At 39.7% G+C, this 22,760-nt stretch carries 18 protein-coding genes and 1 tRNA gene; 10 read left to right on the top strand and 9 right to left on the bottom strand.

Features of this window, described 5'->3' with window-relative positions; genetic code table 11:
- Positions 1–18: 18 nt before the first annotated feature.
- The 5 genes from H7U17_RS09040 to H7U17_RS09020 all read right to left on the bottom strand — a co-directional run bounded on the left by H7U17_RS09040 (position 19) and on the right by H7U17_RS09020 (position 6,811).
- Entirely contained in the window at positions 19–2,316 is a 2,298-nt protein-coding gene (locus H7U17_RS09040; protein ID WP_186756385.1) for a family 20 glycosylhydrolase, read from the bottom strand.
- A gap of 210 nt (positions 2,317–2,526) precedes the next feature.
- On the bottom strand, positions 2,527–4,923 hold the full coding sequence (locus H7U17_RS09035) for a glycoside hydrolase family 3 N-terminal domain-containing protein (RefSeq protein ID WP_186756384.1): 2,397 nt from the start codon (positions 4,921–4,923) through the stop codon (positions 2,527–2,529).
- A 774-nt stretch (positions 4,924–5,697) separates the two neighbouring features.
- Positions 5,698–5,781, bottom strand: a tRNA-Leu gene (locus H7U17_RS09030).
- A gap of 116 nt (positions 5,782–5,897) precedes the next feature.
- Positions 5,898–6,350: a GNAT family N-acetyltransferase gene (locus tag H7U17_RS09025; RefSeq protein ID WP_186756383.1), complete on the bottom strand. Its 453-nt coding sequence runs from the start codon at positions 6,348–6,350 to the stop codon at positions 5,898–5,900.
- The gene (locus H7U17_RS09020; RefSeq protein ID WP_186756382.1) at positions 6,350–6,811 is read right to left on the bottom strand and encodes a GNAT family N-acetyltransferase; all 462 of its coding nucleotides are present in this window, start codon (positions 6,809–6,811) and stop codon (positions 6,350–6,352) included. Before H7U17_RS09020 ends, H7U17_RS09025 begins: the two co-directional genes overlap by 1 nt.
- Positions 6,812–6,995: 184 nt before the next feature.
- Between H7U17_RS09020 and dinB the strand changes: the two genes are divergently transcribed.
- The 3 genes from dinB (at position 6,996) to H7U17_RS09005 (ending at position 9,904) form a co-directional block, all read left to right on the top strand.
- Positions 6,996–8,192 carry a DNA polymerase IV gene (gene dinB, locus H7U17_RS09015; RefSeq protein ID WP_186756381.1) on the top strand — a complete coding sequence of 399 codons (1,197 nt, stop codon included), beginning with the start codon at positions 6,996–6,998 and terminating at the stop codon, positions 8,190–8,192.
- Positions 8,193–8,318: 126 nt separating this feature from the next.
- A complete protein-coding gene (locus tag H7U17_RS09010) occupies positions 8,319–9,104 on the top strand; it encodes a DUF3050 domain-containing protein (protein ID WP_186756380.1) in 786 nt (261 codons plus the stop codon).
- Positions 9,105–9,127: 23 nt separating this feature from the next.
- Complete coding sequence (locus H7U17_RS09005) at positions 9,128–9,904, top strand: DUF2490 domain-containing protein (RefSeq protein ID WP_186756379.1); 777 nt, start codon at positions 9,128–9,130, stop codon at positions 9,902–9,904.
- An 80-nt stretch (positions 9,905–9,984) separates the two neighbouring features.
- On the opposite strand, the gene H7U17_RS09000 is transcribed toward H7U17_RS09005, so the two are convergent.
- Positions 9,985–11,136: an MraY family glycosyltransferase gene (locus H7U17_RS09000; protein WP_186756378.1), complete on the bottom strand. Its 1,152-nt coding sequence runs from the start codon at positions 11,134–11,136 to the stop codon at positions 9,985–9,987.
- 466 nt (positions 11,137–11,602) lie between these two features.
- On the opposite strand from H7U17_RS09000, the gene H7U17_RS08995 reads away from it, so the two are divergent.
- On the top strand, positions 11,603–13,018 hold the full coding sequence (locus tag H7U17_RS08995; RefSeq protein WP_186756377.1) for a S41 family peptidase: 1,416 nt from the start codon (positions 11,603–11,605) through the stop codon (positions 13,016–13,018).
- A 196-nt stretch (positions 13,019–13,214) separates the two neighbouring features.
- Here H7U17_RS08995 and H7U17_RS08990 read toward each other — a convergent pair whose 3' ends face one another.
- The 3 genes from H7U17_RS08990 to H7U17_RS08980 are packed head-to-tail and all read right to left on the bottom strand — an operon-like array spanning position 13,215 to position 15,827.
- Positions 13,215–13,931, bottom strand: coding sequence for a tetratricopeptide repeat protein (locus tag H7U17_RS08990; protein WP_186756376.1), 717 nt, complete (start codon positions 13,929–13,931; stop codon positions 13,215–13,217).
- A 7-nt stretch (positions 13,932–13,938) separates the two neighbouring features.
- Entirely contained in the window at positions 13,939–15,360 is a 1,422-nt protein-coding gene (locus tag H7U17_RS08985) for a CCA tRNA nucleotidyltransferase (protein ID WP_186756375.1), read from the bottom strand.
- Positions 15,360–15,827, bottom strand: coding sequence for a hypothetical protein (locus tag H7U17_RS08980; protein ID WP_186756374.1), 468 nt, complete (start codon positions 15,825–15,827; stop codon positions 15,360–15,362). Before H7U17_RS08980 ends, H7U17_RS08985 begins: the two co-directional genes overlap by 1 nt.
- A 194-nt stretch (positions 15,828–16,021) precedes the next feature.
- On the opposite strand from H7U17_RS08980, the gene H7U17_RS08975 reads away from it, so the two are divergent.
- The 6 genes from H7U17_RS08975 (at position 16,022) to H7U17_RS08950 (ending at position 22,755) form a co-directional block, all read left to right on the top strand.
- The gene (locus H7U17_RS08975) at positions 16,022–16,165 is read left to right on the top strand and encodes a hypothetical protein (protein ID WP_186756373.1); all 144 of its coding nucleotides are present in this window, start codon (positions 16,022–16,024) and stop codon (positions 16,163–16,165) included.
- Positions 16,166–16,410: 245 nt separating this feature from the next.
- A complete protein-coding gene (locus tag H7U17_RS08970) occupies positions 16,411–18,033 on the top strand; it encodes a CTP synthase (RefSeq protein ID WP_186756372.1) in 1,623 nt (540 codons plus the stop codon).
- A 56-nt stretch (positions 18,034–18,089) separates the two neighbouring features.
- The gene (yidC, locus tag H7U17_RS08965) at positions 18,090–19,886 is read left to right on the top strand and encodes a membrane protein insertase YidC (RefSeq protein WP_186756371.1); all 1,797 of its coding nucleotides are present in this window, start codon (positions 18,090–18,092) and stop codon (positions 19,884–19,886) included.
- A gap of 520 nt (positions 19,887–20,406) precedes the next feature.
- Positions 20,407–21,186: a ParA family protein gene (locus H7U17_RS08960; RefSeq protein ID WP_186756370.1), complete on the top strand. Its 780-nt coding sequence runs from the start codon at positions 20,407–20,409 to the stop codon at positions 21,184–21,186.
- Positions 21,187–21,199: 13 nt separating this feature from the next.
- Positions 21,200–22,126, top strand: a complete 927-nt coding sequence (locus H7U17_RS08955; protein ID WP_186756369.1) for a ParB/RepB/Spo0J family partition protein — start codon at positions 21,200–21,202, stop codon at positions 22,124–22,126.
- 113 nt (positions 22,127–22,239) lie between these two features.
- A complete protein-coding gene (locus tag H7U17_RS08950) occupies positions 22,240–22,755 on the top strand; it encodes a DUF5683 domain-containing protein (RefSeq protein WP_230981338.1) in 516 nt (171 codons plus the stop codon).
- The last annotated feature ends 5 nt before the right edge of the window (positions 22,756–22,760 follow it).

Here is a 22,760-nt window from a genome sequence, read left to right as displayed (position 1 = left end):
CCTTTCTATTTTAAAGGCTTATTTAGAAATATACCATTCGGTTGGAACGGGTTTTCTTTCACCTTCTTGATCAATATATTCCAGAATAAGGGTATGCCCCCCTCCACCTTCGATAAAGTCCAACTTAATCGGGTGAAGTCCCGCGTTTAATGCTACCTGACCACTTACTTCTTTCGCAGGGTGAAATCCATCATTATCTATTACCTCTCGCCCTCCAATATAAAGTTTGCTCCCATCATCACTAGTCAAAATAAAGTCATATATTCTTTTTTCTGGGACATTGATATAACCTATAAACTCAGCTCCAAAGGCACCTTTGGCTAAATCTTCAGGTATACTTAATTGCTCCATCAACCTTGTTTCATCGGCCTGATGGTCAGCCATTAGCGCTGTTTGTTTGAATGTCCCCTTATGGAAATGCATAATGAGTCCTTTTTGTCCTGAAACCGCTTTGGTATTTATTACCTTTAAATAAGTGGTTTTTCTATAAGGCACCTCATACACATCCCCCCTATTACCTGAAGGTCCAAAAGCTGCTATTTTAAAATCCGTATCAGTCTTCACTTTTAAAGGCTTTTCCAAAACTTCATCATCCATTGCTGGAGCGCTACCATCTGTTGTATACCTTATGGTCAAAAAATCAACTGGAGCGCTCACATCCAATTTCCCTTTTTTTACAAACATATTCTTATCTGCAATGCCATTCAAGTCTGGCAAACGATAGTTGATGTCTTTCTTCTGCATCCAAGCAAAATGATTATTCAACCTTTCTTGGTATCCTTCAAAATCTTCTGGGTCTGACCATAACCTTTCTGCCAAAGCAGTCATCCTCGGCATATACATATAGTCTGCTCTTGCTTCTGAAGGAATATATTCTGTCCAAATATTGGCTTGTCCACCGATGACCTTATTGGCCTGCTCAGCAGTAAATCCTTCTGGCACAATACTCACTGTATATACTTTTCTCAAAGAGCTCTTATCTGGTGCATAATCAAAATATAGTCCTCCACCAACCGGCGACATGATGATCTCATTACCATTTTCTACGGCTTTGAAAGGAGCGTCTTTAACCCAGCTCCTCCAATACATCACATGGGCCGTCGGGCTGATCCCGCCTGCCAAGGCATCGTCCCACACAATTAATTGTTTTCCCTTTGATTTAACATAGGCTTCCATATGATTCACAAAGAAGCTTTGTAGTTTGTCCACATCTTCAATGCCATTCTCCTCCATCCAATCCTCGCACATCGAAGTCTCCCAAAACTCCCTATCCACTTCATCTGCCCCTATATGCACGTATTTGCTGGGAAATAAAGCCATGATCTCATCCAATACTTTTTCTGCAAACTCATAGGTACTTTCCTGACAAGGGTTCAAAGGGCTTGAAAACAACTCTCCCCATTCCGTCTTTTGATCACCTGTCAAATAAGGATAAGCCCTTACTGCAGCACTCATATGCCCTGGCATATCTATCTCAGGCACTACTTCAATATGATTCTTTGCCGCATAGGCTATAATTTCTTTAATATCTTCCTGAGTATAAAAACCTCCATAAACTTCCTTGCCATCGACTTCCTTGATATTCCAAGGGTCAATGATATAATCAGGATTGGTTACTGACCGCTCCATGCATATACTATCATGCTTATTAAAAGTTCTCCAGGCTCCTACTTCTGTCAACTTAGGAAATTGCTTGATTTCAATTCTCCACCCTTGATCATCGGTCAAATGCAAATGGAGTTTGTTAAACTGGTACCTTGCCTGCCGATCAATAAATTTCTTAATATACTCTTTAGTAAAAAAATGTCTTGCTACATCAATGTGCATCCCTCGCCAATCATATTTGGGGGCATCATTTATTTCTACTGCCGGAACTTCAATCTCAGATAGTTGCTCACCTGAAAGGTTTACTGGCAATAATTGCCCAAAAGCTTGAACACCTCTAAAAAAACCAGTATTGGTACTGGCTTTGATCACCACTTCTTTGTTTGAAATAGCTAGAAAGTACCCTTCTTCTGCATCCACTTCATTTGAAAATGATAATTGTATCTTTCCACTGGTAGAACCTTTGGCAGAATCCAAATCATATTCTTCTAGCATTTCCTTTAGGAAAGCTACTTCATTACTTAAATCCAACTCCCCATTTTCCAATTGAATTTTTGTTTCTGCAGATAGTTTGAAAGCGCCATCTTTAGCTATCAACTCAGAAGGGTAGGGAATTAAGGGATATCTTTTAGAAAGATTTTCCGTCTTCTGAGCCATTACCGCCACACACAGCAGCATTGCACTTAAACAAAAGGTGATTTTCTTATTCATAATACTATTAAATACTAAATAAAAAGGGTTTATGAACAATATACGTCCTTAACCCTTTTCGAACTAATTACTATTTTGGCTTTAATAAAAATACGGATATGAAATTTCCAATACTGTCAATTCTTACTTGTGGGTTTTCAAATTATTTTCATATTTAAAGGAACCTATAAACTGATCCCAATACCATTTGGATTATCCAGAAATATTTATTCAGTTCAATTGGAAATCCCCTTCTAAACGGATATCACTGGAAGACCTTCCAACCAAGATTTTAAACGCACCGGGCTCTACAAGCTGATTCATTTGACTATCTAAAACCTGTAAATCTTCTGAGGTCAACTCAAACTGGATTGCTTCCTGCTTACCTGCCGGAATATTAACCTTATCAAAGCGTTTCAACTCCATCAATGGTCTGACAGTGCTGCTGACCAAATCTTTTATATATAATTGCACTACTTCTTCTCCATCAACTTCACTTGTATTTGATACGCTGAAACTCACGATTACCTTGGCATCTTGCGCACTTCCCTCTGTTACTATATTGAGGTCAGAATACTCAAACTCGGAATAACTTAAGCCATGTCCAAAAGCATAAAGAGGCGCTGCACTACCCTCTACATAATCATGCCTTTTAGGATTTTTATAATTATAATAAACAGGTAGTTGCCCAACCGAACGCGGAACAGAGATCGAAAGTCTACCAGCAGGATTATAATCGCCAAATAATACATCAGCAATAGCATTCCCTCCTTCTTGGCCCGGGTACCAAGCATTCAAAATCGCTGGAATATTTTCATCCGCCCAATTCAAATTCAATGGACGACCTTTGATCGTCACCAAGACCACGGGTGTACCCGTTGCATGAATTGCTTTCAACAGCTTAATCTGATCCCCCAACATCTCCAAGGTCATCCGATCAAAACCTTCACCACTTTCCATATCACTGACCAACTCCCCTTCTGCGGTCTCACTGACTTTAGCTGCAGCAGTTTCTTCATACTCGGTATCAAAATCCCTGGCACTACTACCTCCCAATACCACCACCGCAACATCTGCCTTGGCCGCTAAAGCTGCAGCTTCCTCAATTTGGCTTTGCGTGGTATCGCGTATTGCACAACCTTTGATATAGTCGACCTGAACATGCTCCCCTACTTTATTTTGTATTCCTTCTAGAACAGTCACCACATTACTATTGGCTTGAGGAGCCGTATAATCCCCCAGTTGATTGTATATATTATCGGCATTGGGGCCGATGACAGCTATTTTATCCAACTTCTTACTTAGTGGTAAAGTAGCATTTTCATTTTTCAACAATACTAAGGATTCCTTTGCCACTCTTCTTGCCAAAGCAATATGCGCTAGGGACCTCACTTTTTGTGCTGCCAATTCAGGATCAACATAAGGGTTCTCAAACAATCCCATTTCAAATTTCAATCTTAAAACCCTAGCTACTGCCTGGTCCAAAATATCCAAATCCACTTTTCCACTTTGTATAGCTGCATAAAGGTTTTCATCAAATCCATAGCCTCCCAAATCGGAATCCACACCAGCATTGATGGCCAGTTGGGCCGCATCTTCCAAAGTCGCTGCCACATGGTGACTTCCCTTCAATCCACTGATACTTCCAAGGTCAGAAACCACAAATCCATCAAATCCCCAATCATCCCTCAAAACATTATTGAGTAAATATCCATTGGAAGTACACGGAATTCCATCAATGGAATTATAGGCGGTCATTACCGATAGTGCACCTGCCTGAACAGCGTCTTTAAATGGAGGCAAATAGCTCTGGTGAAGTTCACGTTCTCCCACACTCACACTGGTTCCATTATGCCCTCCTTCTGGGACACCATAAGCCGTAAAATGCTTTAAGGTAGAAATCACATTAACACCTGAAGCGATGGACTCACCTTGAAACCCTTTTACCATGGCTATCCCCATCTGTCCGTTTAAATAAGGATCTTCACCATAGGTTTCCTCTACCCTTGACCATCTAGGTTCCCTAGCCAAATCCAGCACTGGACCGTAACCGATATGTCCACCTTGTAACCTTGCTTCCAGTGCAATGACAGAAGCCATCTCCTGGATCAACTCAGGATTCCAAGTACTTGCCTGACCGATAGAGGTAGGAAAGACGGTCGTTCCAATGGCCATATGTCCATGTGGACATTCCTCTGCCAAAAGCATGGGAATACCCAAACGGGTGTTTTCCACCACATATCGCTGCATGGCATTGGTAGCTATGGCCGCTTGCTTGGGCTGCAATCCGGTTTCCAATGTCTTTTGAGTCCAAGGATCGGCCCTCAATGTTGCCCATAGCATCCCTATATTTCTTTCCTGTACAGCTTCCTTAAAAGCTTCACTAGCTTCAGCCCCATCACCGGTTTTCTCATACATTTCCCAACCCAACAGTGTGGAAAGCTGACCAACTTTTTCTTCCAAAGTCATCCTATTCAGAAGATCAGTCACCCGGGCTGCCACTGGCAAATCCTGTTGCTTATAAGCTGCCTGATTATTTTGTCCAAACGCACTAATACTGAAGGCCATAAGGAAGCCTCCCACTATTGCATTTTTTAACAGACCTAGGGGGGAAATATTTTTGAACATACTAACTAGAGATTTTTTGATTTTTAAGGGCGATAGGTGCCGCAAACGGAAAGCTATTTAATTATTTTTTTAGTAAAGTAAAAAGAGAATATTAAAAATATTTCAGCAAGAAACCTACTTTTCATAAAAAGAAATAAAATGAAAGAAAACCAAAACAATTCAACAAGCGCTGATTCCAGCACTCCCGTCAAAATTCCATTTTCAATCATACTAAACCGATTATGCTTTACAGTAATACCCACGACCAAAGTTCATAAAAAATAATTCGCCCCAAGGAATAAAAACATTTACTGTTCTTCATCATTACTGACCATCTTGAACTGACTCATACGGGGACCTCCATTGTACTACCAAGTTAGGAGCAAGTATTCTCAAGTATAGAATATAAGGTATTAAAAAGTTGAGAACCACAGATGGAGGAGGAAAAATCAATTTTCTCACTATAACCAAGCATTCTTCTTCAAGTGTTCTCTCGGCTCTGATGCGGAACAACGAGGAATTGAACCTGTGGCTCAAAAAATCCTATCCGTGTTTATCCGTATCCATCTGTGGACCATTCCCCATAAATAATACGAACAGTGGTAAATAGAACACCTTCTCCATAACACGAGATCGCCACGCCCTCCCTCAGTCGGTCTCGCGATGACGTAGCCTGCTCTTTACTCTTTATTCTTTTCTCCCCCTTTGCTACTTGATACTCAATACTTGTTACCCACAATCCTTTAGGCAAAAAAACACAAAAAGGCCTTCCGGAAATACCGAAAGGCCTTTTTGTGCGCACGAGAGGATTCGAACCTCCACGCCCATAAGAGCACCACCCCCTCAAGATGGCGTGTCTACCAGTTTCACCACGTGCGCAGGATTAGGTCTGCAAAAGTAGAAAGATATCCCTTTTGCTCCAAACGTTCACCAAATATTTATGGGCATACCAAGGTTTTCATATCATTTATAATCTGATTTTAAGCTCATTAAAATTAGATTTTTTTCTCTAAAATAATTCTATACTCTTCCACTGTAGCTTTTTTTATTATATCAGCAATCATAAAACCCCGCTTCAAGGCAAAGCGAATCATATCTTTATGCATATTTCTTGTTTTAAAAACCAACTTTTCATAGCCTGATTGCTTGGCCCAATTGGCTTGGACGTCTGCCAAAATCCCCGCAACACCACTCCGTCGAAATGCGGGAAGCACTCCTCCCATCCATGAATAAAATTGTTCATCATCCATGGCATAGCCCACCTTAAAACCAACCAACTTCCCCCCATATTCTGCCACCAAAATCAGATTGGGCCTCCCCTTAAGTCTATCTACATAAACGTCATCCCCATAGGGATCACTAAACTCCGGTATGGCTACACTTAAGGAGAGTACCTCTGCTATACTCCCTTCACGAATGATGATTTCTGGTTTTCCTGATTCAATCATTAAAGCTCCACTTCCATTTTAATATCACACCTGCTGTATTTCCCTGCTTCGGGAACCACTTCCTTAAATCCCAGCTTTCGGTACATATTGATCGCTGGAACTAATTTCCGACTACTATACAATACCACCTTCTCTGCATACATTGTTTTGGCCTTTTCCAAAATGGCCTTGGCCAAGCTCCAGCCCACTTTCTTCCCCTGTGCAGCTGGAACGACCCCCATCTTCGTCATTTCATACACCCCCTCCTCATAATACTTTAAGGCCACCGTCCCCACTATTTCCCCATCCAGCTCTGCAAATATCACCGTTCCTCCCTGATCAATGATATTTTCCTGAGGTTTTTCCAAAACAGCCACATCTATTGGCTCCAAAGTAAAATTCGCAATGATCCAAGCCTTATTAATCGATTCAAAATAAGGCTGTAAATCTGCGCTGTAATCTATAATCCTGATGCTTTCCATGTTTTATGCTGCACTATATTATAAATAAATACTCGTTTTCCCCAAACATTCAAAAATACCAAGAAGTTGCCCACCTCTCCTATTTATTATCGAGACACATAATGTCCAACTTTCCACCAACCTAGCCTAACAATATCACGTTAGTTTATATTATAAACATTTTAATGTTTACTAAATTTACATCATGAATACAGATAACACTAGAACCATCGTCCATATGGACCTGGACTCCTTTTTCGTTTCGGTCGAGCGGTTATTTGACAGCAGACTCAACGGCAAACCCATACTGATTGGTGGCACAGGGGACCGTGGTGTAGTGGCATCTTGCAGTTATGAAGCCCGCATATTTGGCATCCACTCTGCCATGCCCATGCGCACTGCCCGTCAGCTTTGCCCGGAAGCTTTGATCATACGGGGCGACACGGAACGATACAGTCAAAAATCACACGAAATCACTGAAATCATACGAGAAGAAGTTCCGCTTTTTGAAAAATCATCCATTGATGAATTTTATATCGACTATTCTGGAATGGACAAATTCTTTGGCTGTTTCAAAATGGCCCATGAACTTCGTCAAAAAATCATCAATGAAAGTGGACTTCCTATTTCCCTGGGGCTTTCTGAAAACAAAACAGTATCTAAGGTAGCCACGGGCGAGGCCAAACCTAATAATGAAAAAGAAATTCCATTGGGTACAGAAAAACCCTTTTTGGCCCCCTTATCTGTAAGAAAGATACCCATGATCGGTGAAAAAACCGCCCAAAGCTTATATGAAATGGGAGTAAAGAAAATCCAAACCTTACAAACCATGCCTGCCGAATTACTGGAAAGTGCATTTGGCAAAAACGGCAGAATACTTTGGAACAAAGCCAATGGAATAGACAAAAGCCCTGTCATCCCCTACAGTGAAGCCAAGTCCATCTCTACAGAAAACACCTTCAGCCAAGACACCATCGATGTCAGGATGTTGGAAGCCACTTTGGTAGCCATGACAGAGCAGCTGGCCTCAAAGCTCAGAAAAAACAGACAACTTACCTGTTGTGTAAGCATCAAAATTCGTTATTCCGATTTTGACACCCACACCATGCAACAACGCATCCCCTACTCTTCAGCAGACCATAGTTTAATTCCCGTGGTCAAAGAACTCTTTAGAAAGCTCTACAACCGCCGCCTACTTATACGCTTAATAGGTGTTCGCTTTAGCGCCTTGGTTCATGGGCAATACCAAATCAATCTCTTTGAGGACACAGAGGAAAGTATTCGCTTATACCAAGCCTTGGACAAAATCAATATAAAGTACGGTAACAAGACAGTTTGCCGTGCAATAGGTATGAGCACCGGAAAACGTAGCTTCAACCCTTTTAACGGTTTGGACAATTGACCAAACTAACTATCTTTAATACTATTATTAGAAATGCTTTTTATGTAATTTTGCAGTCGGTTTTTCACCCAAACATTATCATGGCTAAATCGTTATACTTAGTCATTCCATCTAAAAACCAATAGTATGCAGGAAATTCAACGCATTGAAGCACAAATAAAACCTTTAAAAGACCAGCTTTCCCAGCATCCCCTATACTCAAACCTTTCCAGTATAGAAGACATCAAAGTGTTCATGAAACTGCACGTTTATGCGGTATGGGACTTCATGTCCTTGCTCAAAGCACTGCAAAGAGACCTTACGGGAATTTCTTTACCTTGGACACCTGCAAGCAACCCAAGCCTAAGCCGCTTTATTAATGAAATCGTGCATGGTGAAGAAAGCGACATCAACGAACTTGGAGAACCTAAGAGCCACTATGAAATGTACATAGATGCCATGGAACAAGCAGGAGCAGACACCAGTGAAATCATTCAGTTTATGCAGCTGATCAATAAAAATCACACGGTCAAAGAAGCCTTGGAAATGATCAATGCCGATCCTGCTGTAAAGGACTTTGTCAACTTTACCTTTGAGGTAATCGCAACGGGCAAAGCCCATCTTATCGCATCAGCCTTCACCTTTGGACGTGAAGACCTGATTCCAGATATGTTCATTGAGATCATCAAACAGGCAGAGCAAGAAAACCAGCATTCTTACAGCAAATTAAGCTATTACCTAAAGCGACACATCGAACTAGATGGAGACGAGCATGGTCCTTTGTCCATGCAAATGATCGCGGAACTATGCGGGGACGACAGCCGTAAATGGGAAGAAGCAGCAAAAATCGCTGAGCAAGCCCTAAATCAAAGGATCAAACTATGGAATCAAATCAACAAAAAAATCTCAGCTACGGCATTATTAAATACCTGATAAACAATCAAACCTTTTTCTAAATGATAATTACTTCATCTAAAAGAATTATCCAAGCGCCCCCACTTAACACCACCCCCTTTAAACTGGTTTTTGTTTTGGTGTTATTCATACTTCTTTTCATTGAAAATAGCTATGCCCAGGAAAAGGAGGTTATTCGCAGCAACCAACAATGGTTTCGATATTGGAACAAAACCAAATTCAATGATAACTGGAGCCTAAAATCTGACTTTGGCATAAGATACAAACACCAACTCAGCCAAAGAAACCAATATATCGCCAGAACCGGACTGATTTACAACTGGAAGAAAAACCTGGAACTGACTGCTGGATTTGCACACCTTGGCTCCTTTCAAGGTAAAAAAATCTCGATTATAGAATCAAGACCTTTTCAACAAATCTCCCATTCTCATCAAACAGGAGTAGCCAAGCTAAAACAAAGATTATCTGTTGAAGAAAGATCTTTTAAAATCAAAGACGGGGACAATAGTTATAGGGCTCCATTAAATTTCCGCTTCCGTTACCGTTTAATGGTAAATATCCCCTTGATTAGCTCCCCCTCAAATGACAAGTCCCTTTCTCTTCAAGCCGGCGATGAAATTTTCATCAAGAGCACACAGAAAAACGTCCCTACTCCATTTGACCAAAACAGATTAATACTTGGCCCCACCCTTCAGGTAAACAATAATGTCAAACTTGACCTTATTTATATGTACCAATACGCCTCCACTCCCATTGAAAATATTTATAAACAGTCCAATATTTTCAGGATGACACTTAAACACTATATTAACTTATAATACATCAATGGCTCACCTTTTTCAATAAGCAATGCGGCCATCCCATGAGGATGGCCGCATTGCTTATTATTGGATCATCGCTAAGCTGTCTCTTTCTCCATAACCGATTCTCTGCGCCGCCTTTGCTCCATGTCCATAGGCTGGGATGAACTTAGTTCCAAAATCCTCGGTGAGGACTTGGCTATTTTCTTTACCTTTTTCAAGGTCACAGCATCTAAAAACAGGCAAAGCCCAATCACCCCTCCAACAACCATTGGAAGCAATAAATTATCCGAATAGGAAGCAAAGCTGATCACTAGGAACAAAAAACCAAGCTTGATTAAGCCCAAAACAATAGCCACTTGATCATGCCTCATATTCATCCTCATCAAAAAATGATGAACGTGAGATTTATCTGCCGCCATTGGTGGTTTCCCATTTCGGATTCTTTTCACAAAAACCCTCAGGGTATCTATACAAGAAACCAACACCAATGCCAGACCTGCTGTAATCGGTGCTTGAAATTTCAAATAATGGTTTTCATTTAATTTCACTCCATTCGCTTCAACAAAAAATATTGCTAGAATAGCCATTAAAAATCCGATGGTCAAAGAACCTGTATCCCCCATAAAAATTTTTGCAGGATGCCAATTATATACCATAAATGCCAAAATCCCACCTGACACAGACAAGGCCAGCACACCATATACATGAAACCCTGTCAACAAAAACCAAGCTCCTAAAAACAAAAATGAGATCAAACTTAAGGTTCCTGCCAGCCCATCCAAGCCATCCACCAAATTAAAGGCATTGGTCAAACCAACCACCGTAAAAATGGTCAGTGAATAACTCAACCATAACGGAAGCTCTCCCACACCTAAGAAGCCATAAAAACTGCTAACCCGAATATCACCCAGGACAACCACGATCGATATAGCGAACAATTGCCCCAATAGCTTTTGTAAAGGAGTCAATTCAACCAAGTCATCCTGAAGTCCCAATACAAACATCACCCCACTGCCTAGCAACAAAAATCGAATCTGGCTTAATTCTTCAAGGTTTAAAGACAATGCTAATCCTGCGAGCATTGCTAGGAATATACCTATGCCACCCATGGAAGGGATGGCCTCTTTATGGATTTTCCTGCCTCCAGGTTTATCCAAAATATTCTTTTTCTTAATGATTTTAATAATGATTGGAATCACCAATATTCCAACAAAAAATGAAATCAGACTTGTAAATAATTGAATCATAATAAAAAACTTATCAGTTCAGTAAGATATTTTATACTTTATAACAATTAAACAATTTAAATGCCACCAAGCCAGGTTTGACTGTACACGATTATTTTGGGCGATTAAAATACAACTACCTAATTACACTTGTAGAAATCCCTACCCAATTTTACACAATGAGGCAGAAAACTACACGCTTGTTGGATTATCATTTAATAACAATAAATACATCTTCAAAACTAATGAGCTTAAAACTTTTTTCATATACCCCAAAAAAGGTATTTTATTATATTGGATTTGGCTCAAGAAAATTCCTCTTCCAGCTACTAGCTTTCCCCACAACCATATATTAATTCCATTTTTTTAGTCTAACCAGTACTTTTATTTCGTTAATAATCTTAAATTGATATTTGCTTAACCCTACTCTTGTTGAGTAGAATAAAGTAAATTCTTGAATATTATTTTCATTTAAGATCCAATGCTTATGATCCCCACAAGAAATTTTCGAATATTAACAGTTCTTATTTTATCCCTATCCATTTTCATCACTTCCTGCAAGGACTCAGAAAAGCCTTCTAACCCAGATGACAACACCCCTGAAAACCCCAATGTCATTATCAACAATTGGATACAGGTAAACATGGACTATTGGTACTACTGGCATGCTAGTATGAATAACCCCATCAATGAAGAGTCCGATCCAGAAGAGTATTTCAACGAGCTTTTGGTAAATCAGGATCGTTTTTCCATTATTTACCCCAACTTTCAAGAACTTTTGAGCGCCCTAGAAGGCACCAGCAAAGAAGCTGGTTATGAATACACACTCTTTAGAGAAAGTGAAGCCAACAATAACGTCATAGCCGTAGTGCTTTATGTTAAAAAAGGCAGCCCTGCAGAAGCCGCCGGAATTAAAAGAGATGATGTAATTGTGGGCATAAATGATACCCAAATCACCCTAAACAATTACCAAGATTTATTAGGAGCAACAGAAGAAACACATACGCTTAACATGTACAGATACGATGATGGTGAAGAAACCTATTTACCAATTGAAGATCCTGTAGAGGTAAGCACGACCATATTTTCAGAAAACCCGCTCTTTATGGATTCTGTTTACACCATTGGTGACAAAAAAATAGGCTATCTAGTATATAATTTCTTTGCCCCTGGGGACAATACCGAGTATAACCAGGAACTGGATGAAGTATTTTCTGATTTTAAAGCGAAAGGCATCAATGAATTCGTTTTAGACTTAAGGTATAATGGAGGAGGCTATGTGAGTAGCGCTGTTAATTTAGCCAGCCTAATAGCTCCAAACGCTACCGAAAATGATATATTTTCCAAAACAGAATATAACAGCAATGTACAGCCTGATTATATAGAGTTATATGGAGAAGCCTCGCTGACCAACCGATTCAAAAGCAAAAGTCAAAACATTGGGAGTTTACTTGGTTCAAACACGATTTATGTCATAGCAACTGGCAGCACAGCCTCTTCCAGTGAACTGATCATCAATGGTCTAAAACCTTTCCTAAACGTAGTTATTGTCGGCGAAACCACTTATGGTAAAAACGTGGGATCCATACCAATTGAAGACGAAGAGAATGAAGACAATGACTATGGCATGCTTCCCATCGTTTCTAAAAGTTTCAATAGCCAAAATCAATCTGAATACGGTGAGGGCTTCAGCCCAAACATTCCTATAAACGAATTTGCTTATAGGCTTTTACCATTTGGCGATACGAATGAAGTTTTGCTTAAAGGTGTCATTGAGCAAATCACTGGTATCAGCAGTGGCGATAGATTAAAAACCCTAGACCGAAAAGTCCTTGACAATAGTCTAAAAACAAAGGCCAGATTCGGAAAAATGATCGAAAGCCCTATAAAACTTCAAAAATAAACATACATTTCAATTTAGCTCCAGAAGCCTTTTCATTCTGGAGCTTTTTCTTTTCTCCATATGGGCCCCAATACATTTTTAAAGCTACCCAAATAAATAAAGCCTACCTCGCTCGAACAACCTTACTCCTTGGCAATAAAAAAGCCACTCTTTATAGAGTGGCCTTATCATATTCAATATCTTGCTTAACCTATAATCAATTAAGCTCTTTCAAATTATCCTGTACAATCTCAAACTCCGGAGCATTTGCCAGAGCAGCCTCAAATGCCGCTTTTGCTTCTGAAGTACTCCCCTGTTCTTTGTATATCAGCCCTTTCAAATTCAAGGCTGCTGCTTTCATGCTCACATCCTGGGTACTGTTATCCTTTTTAGGAAAGGTCAGCTTCTCCTCTTCTGATTTATTGTTTTTTATCAACATATCCACCGAATTCAAAGCTTCATCATATTTCTTCAAAGAATATTGAAGGTAAGAAGTTTTATATAAGCTAAAAAGGTCTCCAGACAGTAAGTGTAAAGACTCAAAATGCGGCAAAGCCCTATCCAAGGCTCCAAGCTGCTCCAATGAATAAGCCGCTATTTCCAATGCCGGAATATTTTCATCATCTGCCTTCAACACATCCAATGCCACTAGGGCTGCAGAACTATACTGTTCAAGTTCAAAATACAATTTTGATAATCTTTCTGCATAAAACAGATTTCCGGGATACTTCTCGATCAACTCATATAATTTACTCTTGGCCACTGCTGGATCATTATACCTCAGCGCCATTTGGTAAATATTTATTGCTGCTTGGTCAGTAGCCTTTTGACTGCTATCCATTTTTGTGGGTTGGCTATTTGAATTTCCTTCCTGTGCCATCACCCCACAGCTGATCATAAACAACGCTAATGCGGTAAATTTAAACTTATTCATACAATTACTAATTTTCCTTTTTGGTAATCCCCTTTGCTTCAGCCAACTTAAACATTAACTGAATAGCCTGTTCTTTATTGTTCTCAATTTGACCTTCTAATATAGCTTCTTTTATTTCTTCTTTTATTTCTCCGACAATTTTTGATGGTGAAAGACCAAAAATTTCCATTATTTCCTCTCCTGATACAGGGGGTTGAAAATTCCGAACCTGATCCTTCTCTTCTACTTCCTGGATTTTTTGCTCCACCTTATCAAAATTCGCCAGAAATCGCTTTACCCTGTTCGGATTCTTAGAAGTCACATCCGCTCTACACAAATTCATCAAATCTTCAACATCATCTCCCGCTTCATAAACCAACCTTCTTACCGCAGAGTCTGTGACCTTATCATTGACCAATGCGATTGGCCGTAAATGCAATCTTACTAATTTCTGCACATATTTCATGCGCTCATCCATAGGTAATTTGAGTTTTCTGAAAATTTTGGGTGTCATTCGAGCCCCTTTATCCTCATGCCCATGGAATGTCCATCCTACTTTTTTATTGAATCTCTTGGTAACTGGCTTTGCAATATCATGCATGATGGCCGCCCACCTTAACCATAAATCATCCGTAAAATCACAGATATTATCCAACACTTGTAACGTATGGTAAAAATTATCCTTATGGGATTTGTCTCCTACCGAATCCACCCCTTGTAAATCTACCATTTCAGGGAAAAACTGATGCAATAGTTTACTTACAAAAAGTAGTTTAAAACCATAGCTGGGCTTTTCAGATAGGATAATCTTATTCAACTCATCAATAATACGCTCCCCTGATATGATCTCCAGCCTGGAGGTATTCCTCATCAAGCCATCAAATGTACTAGGCTCAATATCAAACTTCAACTGCGTAGCAAAACGTACCGCACGCATCATACGAAGAGGATCATCAGAAAAAGTGGTATCAGGGTCCAAAGGTGTTTTGATGATCTTTCTCTTGAGGTCTTTCACCCCATCAAAAGGATCTATCAATTCCCCAAAATTTGCCTGATTAATAGATATCGCCAAAGCGTTGATAGTAAAATCCCTTCGTTCCTGGTCTTCTTTCAATGTACCATCTTCGACAATAGGTTTTCTGGAATGCTGCCTGTAGGACTCCTTTCTGGCCCCTACAAATTCCAATTCCCAATCATCCAACTTAATCATGGCCGTGCCGAAGTTTTTAAAAACCGACAATGGCACATGATGATCAAAAGAATCTGCTACTTTTTTGGCCAGCTCTATCCCACTGCCTACACAGACAAAATCTATATCTTTGCTTGGCCGCTTTAATAACAAATCCCTTACGAATCCACCTACTACATATGCATCCACACCCAATTCATCTGCACAAGTCCCTACTCTCTTGATTACTTCAATCGCTGCTATTTCTTTCGATAAATTCATTAATCACCTATTTTGACATCACCCTCAGGACTTAAAAACAGTCGCTTCACATCCGATCGAAACAAAGGAAACTTTTCTTTGACAGTCCCCGCTTCCTCCTGCTCAAAAACTTCTTTATACAATAACGGCCTACTAAAACTAAAAACCACTTTATTCCAAAATCCCTGTTTCAAAATACTGAACTTCACTTTCCCTTCTTCCACAGGCCCCTTTACCAATAATGGACTGGCCAGTGAAGTATAAATGGTTGGTTTGGTGGCATATTCCACTATATCCAAGGCAATTTCAGAAAACTGACCTGCCAAGGCTCGAATTTGAAACAAATCAGTCAGTAAATATATCGCCGACTGGTCAAGATTTTCATCGTAAAGATCCGGGTTGATCAATTCAATTTTTCTCCCGGCCCCTTCCTGAAGACAAACCCGGCCATTTTCTCGTAGTAAACGGACAATGGTATTTATTTCCATTTGCTAATTTTTATTTATTTAAACGGCAAAATTAAAATAGTTTATGAAGTAGCAGCTATTTTTTTTGAGATTAACTACATTTTACGACCGTAGCCACGCTCACTTGCTTATTTTTCAAATACATCATGATGAATATACAAATATTTTCCCTACCTTTGCCCTTCGTTTGGAATAGAACTAAAACTCGAATAGATATGGCAGTTACTACATTAAAGAGAAAAGCTAGAAGAAATAGGCAAAGACAAGTTACGCGTGTAATCAAGATCAAGCAATTAAATGCTAAGCCTGTAATCAAAAACGTGGATGTTGAGGAACTTAAAAAAGATTTCTCTAAATAATATCAGCCACTTGTGCATATCAAAAGAGGCCATCCGCCACGGCGGATGGCCTCTTTTGATTTTTTCATTAATACCTTAGCAATCAAGCACAAAGATAATTCAAGTCTCAATTTAGTGACAAATCATTCCTGTGGGCTATCTTGGAAGGAGAAACAAAATTTTAATCCATTCCTCCTCCCTCAAGTCAATAATTTTATTTAATTTTGAGCCCCATAGGAATTCAAACAAAACATTATAATATTCTTATGGCATCACCCACCAAATATATCTTTATTACAGGGGGAGTTACTTCTTCATTAGGTAAAGGAATCATTGCAGCCTCTTTAGCAAAACTGCTACAATCCCGAGGTTTCAAGGTAACCATTCAAAAATTCGACCCTTATCTTAACATCGATCCAGGAACACTTAATCCTTACGAGCATGGAGAATGCTATGTCACTGAGGATGGTGCAGAAACTGATCTTGACCTTGGGCATTACGAAAGATTCCTGAACACCAATACCTCCCAAGACAATAATGTTACCACAGGAAGGATATACAATAATGTCATTACTAAAGAACGTAAAGGTGAGTTCTTGGGAAAAACAGTTCAGGTCATCCCTCACATTACAGATGAAATCAAAAACAGCTTCTATAGACTAGGGGAAAAAGGCAATTACGATGTTGTCATCACCGAAATTGGTGGATGCGTGGGTGACATCGAATCTCTTCCATTTATAGAAGCAGTAAGACAAGCACGTTGGGACCTTGGACCAAACAACTTCTTGGTAGTACACCTTACTTTGATCCCTTATCTTTCTGCAGCCAAAGAATTAAAAACCAAACCTACCCAGCACTCTGTGAAGCAGTTGTTGGAAGCAGGTATCCAGCCTGACATTTTGGTTTGTCGTTCAGAACACCATTTACCTGCAGATGTCAAGAAAAAGCTCGCTCTTTTCTGCAATGTTCAATTAAACTGTGTAATTGAGGCCATGGATGCAGAGACCATCTATGATGTACCTTTACACATGAAAAAAGAAAAACTGGATGAGCGGGTAATGACCAAGCTGAAACTACCTTCCAAATCAGACACCAAACTGGAGCATTGGAAAGAGTTTTTGGGCAAACTTAAAAACCCGACTTCAGAAGTCAATATTGGCTTAGTAGGAAAATATGTCTCTCTGCCAGATGCCTACAAATCCATTATTGAATCCTTTACCCATGCAGGAGCTGCTTGTGAAACAAAAGTAAACCTGAGCCTTATCTCCTCAGAGGAAATCAATGTAGACAATGTCACCAAAAAACTCAGCGAGTTGGACGGCATCTTGGTAGCCCCTGGCTTTGGAGAAAGAGGACTTGAAGGGAAATTAGAAACTGTTAAATTTGCCCGTACACAAAACATTCCATTCTTCGGTATTTGTTTGGGTATGCAGGTGGCAGTTATTGAATATGCCAGAAATGTAATCGGATTAAAGGATGCCAATTCAATTGAAATGAACCCTGAGACTGCCAATCCTGTAATTTCCTTAATGGAAGAACAGAAAAACATCGAACAAATGGGCGGTACCATGCGTTTGGGCTCTTATCCTTGTGACATTAAAAAAGGCACCAAGGTAAGTGCTGCTTATGGCAAAACTAAAATACAGGAAAGACACCGTCACCGTTATGAATTCAACAACAGCTACCTGAAACAATACGAGGACAATGGCATGTTAGCTACTGGAATCAATCCAGAAAGCGGATTAGTGGAAATTGTAGAACTAGAAAACCATCCTTGGTTCGTAGGGACCCAATTCCACCCAGAATATAAGAGTACCGTATTAGAGCCTCATCCTTTATTTGTAAGGTTTATTAAGGCCACTTTGGACAATAAAAAGAATAACAATTAAAACAATTTCGGAAGGGGCTATAATGGCCCCTTTACGGATTTCAGAAATCTAATATTATGGACAGAAATCAAGCGACAGGGCTTATCCTTTTCGCAGCTGTGCTTTTGGTTTACACTTTCTTTTTCAGTGAACCGCAGCCAGTAACAGATGAGCAAAGTACCACTACTACAGAAGCCATAACCGAGAAACCTTCTCCTCAAGCGGCAGAAACAACTCCGGTCACTTTACCTGACAGCCTACAAAACCTCCAAAACCAACAGCAGTATGGAGAATTTGCGGCCTTGGTATCAGGCAATGAGGAGCAAGTTGTTTTAGAAAATGATTTGGTAAAAATCATTTTCTCTTCTAAAGGTGGTGAGATAAAAAGTGTTGAACTTAAAGACTTTAAAACCTGGTCAAAAGAGCCTCTCCTGCTTATTGATGAGGAAAGTGCCGCCATTGATTATCAGCTTCAAACAAGTAAAGGCCCTATCAGCCTAAATGAGTTCTATTTCAATTCCAGTATTGAAAATACCACCATTGAAGATAATGCTGCTCAGAAACTTACTTTCACCGCCAATACAGGCTCTGGTAGTATCAAAAGGATTTATACACTTCAATCGGACAAATATACGCTTGCCCAAAGTATCTCAGCCAATGGCATCAACAGCTTGACTGATCAGCGAATTGCCATTACTTGGGACAATAAACTGAAAAAGCAGGAAGCCGATATCAGTGAATCTAGAAGGAAAACACATATAAACTATTTCACCAAAGAAGGTGATTTTGATAACTTGAGTGCTTCTTCTGATGAGGACAACGAGCAACTTGCTACTCCAGTAAAATGGGTTTCATTTAAACAGCGCTTCTTTAGTGCAGGTTTGATCGCCGATGACCAGTTCTCGGATGTCAATCTAGTGCAAGCCACTCCTACAGACACCATGTCAGTTAAGGATATGACAGCCAGCCTTTCAATAAATATGGTGAATGGCCAAGCCAATAACAGCTATTTCTTTGGTCCTAATAATTACAAACTCTTAAAAAAGGTAAGTCCTGAATTTGAGAGGAACGTGGACATGGGCTACTTCTTTGTTAGCTGGGTCAACAAATACATCATTGTCAATTTGTTCCATGTATTGGAGAAACTCTTTTCCAACTATGGAATTATCATTATTCTGATTGTATTCATCATTAAGGCAGCCCTTTTCCCTTTGACCTACAAGTCCTATATTGGAATGGCCAAAATGAGGGTCATCAAGCCGGAAATCGATGAACTCAAGGAAAAATACGGAGACGATCCTACAAAAATGCAACAAGAGCAAATGAAGCTCTTTGGACAACTGGGAGTAAGCCCGATAAGTGGTTGCTTGCCGATGTTGTTGCAGATGCCATTCCTATTTGCCATGTTCTTCTTCTTCCCTAACTCAATCGAATTAAGGCAAGAACCTTTCCTTTGGGCGCATGATCTTTCGACTTACGACTCCATCATCAACCTACCATTTACCATTCCTTTTTATGGAAGTCACGTGAGTCTTTTCACCTTGTTGATGACAGTTTCCCAAATCGTCTATACACGCTTCAACAACCAGTTGACGGCTGCGCAAGGACCGATGAAGAACCTTGGTTATATCATGCCAGTAACCTTCATGTTTGTCCTTAACTCTTATCCTGCGGCTTTGAGTTTCTACTATTTTGTTTCCAATATGGTCACATTTGGTCAGCAAGCTTTGATCAAGCGTTTTGTGGATGATGACAAAATCCGTCAGAAAGTTGAAGACAACAAAAAGAAAAATGCCAATAAGAAAAAGTCCAAGTTCCAAACAAGATTGGAAGAAGCCATGAAAGCTGCCGAAGCTGGCAAAAAAAGAAAATAAGCAAAGCCTTATTTGGGACGAAATGCTAAAAGGAGGAATGGTAAAACCGTTCCTCCTTTTAGTTTACCCCTATTGAACGGACCCCTCCTCTTTACTTTTATTTGTACCAATAAGCACCCATTTCTTCAAGAATTTTGGTTTCGGCATTCCTACTATATTGCTCCATTTTCAGGGCATAACCATGTTTTTTCAATAGATTTCAGGACAAAATAAACCCCGCAGAAAATTAATAATCAACCAGTTATTGAGTATCCACAAGCCTATGTGGAAAACAAACTGTTTCATGTAAAAATTAAACTTATATCTTTGTGTAGCGTGAAATTGGCATTTTGGCAGAATTATATTGATTGATACCCAATTGATTTAATTATTATTAAATTCTAGTGAATTTTAAGTAATTTGCGGGATGATTTTACCCGAGGGCTTAGAATTCTAAAGGATTAGTAAAGCATTAATAAGGCTGTTTTAGAAATGTCAAAGCTTTGTACCAAAACTAACATGACCATTTGACACCAATACAATGGGAAAAATAGTAGCTATTGCCAACCAAAAAGGCGGCGTGGGTAAAACAACCACAGCCATGAATTTAGCAGCCAGCTTGGCTGTTCTGGAGTTTAAAACTCTAGTGATTGATGCTGACCCACAGGCCAACACTACTTCAGGACTGGGACAAGACCCCAAAGAAATAGACAACAGTATCTATGAATGCATGGTTGATGGAGTCGATATCAATTCCATCATCTACCATACTGACATTGAACACTTGGACTTGGTGCCATCACATATTGACCTAGTAGGTGCTGAAGTAGAAATGATCAACCTGGATAACAGGGAAGAAAAAATGCGTGAGGTAATTGGTAAGATCCAAGATCAATATGACTTCATCATCATTGATTGTTCACCTTCTTTGGGTCTAATCACCATCAATGCCCTTACTGCAGCTAATTCTGTCATCATTCCTGTGCAGTGTGAATACTTTGCTTTGGAAGGTCTCGGAAAACTATTGAACACCATTAAAATCATCCAGACCAGACTTAATCCTGATCTGGAGATTGAAGGCATATTATTGACCATGTACGATGTTAGGTTGAGACTCTCTAACCAAGTTGTAGAAGAGGTTCGGCTACATTTTAAAAACATGGTTTTTGAAACTATTATCCCGCGAAATGTAAAGCTAGGTGAATCTCCTAGTTTTGGACTTCCCGTGATAGCTTTCGATGCCGAAGGCAAAGGAGCGCTGTCCTATTTGAATTTAGCCAATGAAATTGCGGAGCGCAATGGCTTGGTAAAAATGAATTAACCTATTACACATCATGGCTGATAATCAAAAACCCATAAAAAGGAAAAAGGCACTGGGAAGAGGATTGGGTGCTTTATTGGAAGATTCTTCTAAAAATGAAAATAAAAAGGAAGAAAGGGAGGTAGAAATTCCTGCTGCAGGAATCCATGAGGTTCCTTTGGCGGAAATTCAGGTAAACCCTTATCAGCCAAGAACCCATTTCGACAAAGATGCCCTGCAGGAACTTGCAGACTCCATCATAGTTCAAGGCATTATTCAGCCTATTACAGTCCGAAAATTAGCGGACAATGAATACCAATTAATCTCAGGTGAAAGAAGGTTCCAAGCATCCAAAATTGCTGGATTAGAATCCGTACCGGCCTATGTCAGGACGGCCAATGACCAGCAGATGTTGGAAATGGCCCTGATTGAAAACATCCAACGGGAAAACCTTAATGCACTTGAAATAGCCCATTCCTACCAAAGATTATTGGCTGAATGTGACCTAAAGCAAGAACAGCTGGGTGATCGAGTAGGAAAAAACAGAACCACGGTCAACAATTATCTTAGACTGCTCAAACTCCCGCCGGATATACAAGCAGGTATTAGAGACAAAAAAATATCCATGGGCCATGCCCGTGCATTGATCAATATCGAAGAGGTTGACAAACAGCTTGCCATCTACCGAAAAACCATTGAGGAAGAGTTGAGCGTCCGTAAAGTGGAAGCTTTAGTAAAAGCTTTACACAATGGACCTGAAGAGGAAACTGTCACAGCTGAAAAACCAGAATTGGACCCTGTCAAAAAATATGAGCTGAGCAAGCTTCAACAAAGATTGGCTTCTCATCTAGGCAGCAGGGTAAGCTTAAAAATGGATCATAGAGACAAAGGAGAAATCAAAATCCCTTTTGGTTCTGCAGATGATCTGAACAGAATACTGGAAATACTAGAAATCATATAAAAGTGTGTCATTCTTATCTCAAATGTTTAGTTGAGGAAATAAAAAAAGCAATAGTTAACAATCCGAAAACTATTGCTGTTTTTGTTTTATTGCCGCTATTCCAAATCCAATGTTTGGGACAAGAAATCAGGCCAATTGAAACAGACACTACCGATCAACAAGAGATTACGCTAAATAAGGACGCCAAAAACCCAAAAAAAGCAGCATTATTATCGGCCATTCTTCCCGGAGCTGGACAAGTTTATAATGAAAAACCATGGAAAGTACCGATTATTTATGGTGGAATCATAACTAATCTTTACTTTGTGGACTTCAATAATCGCAGGTACCAGCTTTTTAAGGAAGCTTTGATCATTTACCGTGATGATGATGACAGTACGGAAAACCTTTTTCCTAACCTTAATGAAGATGGTCTGATCAGGAATGTCGATTATTGGAGAAGAAACAGGGATGCTACTTATTTGATTTTTGGAGCCATCTATGCATTAAATATCGTGGACGCCATTGTGGATGCCCACCTTTCAGGTTTTGATGTTTCTGATGACCTGACATTGAAAGTTCAACCTTCTGTAGAATCCATGTATGCCAGTGGAAATTCAGTAGGAATATCAATAAAATTAAAATTTTAAATACC

Origin of the sequence: Echinicola salinicaeni (assembly GCF_014280965.1) — a bacterium.
Taxonomy (GTDB): Bacteria; Bacteroidota; Bacteroidia; order Cytophagales; family Cyclobacteriaceae; genus Echinicola; species Echinicola salinicaeni.
Note: the sequence above shows the minus strand (reverse complement) of the source record. Positions and strands in the feature narration are given on the sequence as shown.

Coding starts and splice junctions, on each gene's coding strand:
- H7U17_RS09040 (WP_186756385.1), bottom strand. CDS start 2,316: ATGAATAAGAAAATCACCTTTTGTTTAAGTGCAATGCTGCTGTGTGTG.
- H7U17_RS09035 (WP_186756384.1), bottom strand. CDS start 4,923: ATGTTCAAAAATATTTCCCCCCTAGGTCTGTTAAAAAATGCAATAGTG.
- H7U17_RS09025 (WP_186756383.1), bottom strand. CDS start 6,350: ATGATTGAATCAGGAAAACCAGAAATCATCATTCGTGAAGGGAGTATA.
- H7U17_RS09020 (WP_186756382.1), bottom strand. CDS start 6,811: ATGGAAAGCATCAGGATTATAGATTACAGCGCAGATTTACAGCCTTAT.
- dinB (WP_186756381.1), top strand. CDS start 6,996: ATGAATACAGATAACACTAGAACCATCGTCCATATGGACCTGGACTCC.
- H7U17_RS09010 (WP_186756380.1), top strand. CDS start 8,319: ATGCAGGAAATTCAACGCATTGAAGCACAAATAAAACCTTTAAAAGAC.
- H7U17_RS09005 (WP_186756379.1), top strand. CDS start 9,128: ATGATAATTACTTCATCTAAAAGAATTATCCAAGCGCCCCCACTTAAC.
- H7U17_RS09000 (WP_186756378.1), bottom strand. CDS start 11,136: ATGATTCAATTATTTACAAGTCTGATTTCATTTTTTGTTGGAATATTG.
- H7U17_RS08995 (WP_186756377.1), top strand. CDS start 11,603: ATGATCCCCACAAGAAATTTTCGAATATTAACAGTTCTTATTTTATCC.
- H7U17_RS08990 (WP_186756376.1), bottom strand. CDS start 13,931: ATGAATAAGTTTAAATTTACCGCATTAGCGTTGTTTATGATCAGCTGT.
- H7U17_RS08985 (WP_186756375.1), bottom strand. CDS start 15,360: ATGAATTTATCGAAAGAAATAGCAGCGATTGAAGTAATCAAGAGAGTA.
- H7U17_RS08980 (WP_186756374.1), bottom strand. CDS start 15,827: ATGGAAATAAATACCATTGTCCGTTTACTACGAGAAAATGGCCGGGTT.
- H7U17_RS08975 (WP_186756373.1), top strand. CDS start 16,022: ATGGCAGTTACTACATTAAAGAGAAAAGCTAGAAGAAATAGGCAAAGA.
- H7U17_RS08970 (WP_186756372.1), top strand. CDS start 16,411: ATGGCATCACCCACCAAATATATCTTTATTACAGGGGGAGTTACTTCT.
- yidC (WP_186756371.1), top strand. CDS start 18,090: ATGGACAGAAATCAAGCGACAGGGCTTATCCTTTTCGCAGCTGTGCTT.
- H7U17_RS08960 (WP_186756370.1), top strand. CDS start 20,407: ATGGGAAAAATAGTAGCTATTGCCAACCAAAAAGGCGGCGTGGGTAAA.
- H7U17_RS08955 (WP_186756369.1), top strand. CDS start 21,200: ATGGCTGATAATCAAAAACCCATAAAAAGGAAAAAGGCACTGGGAAGA.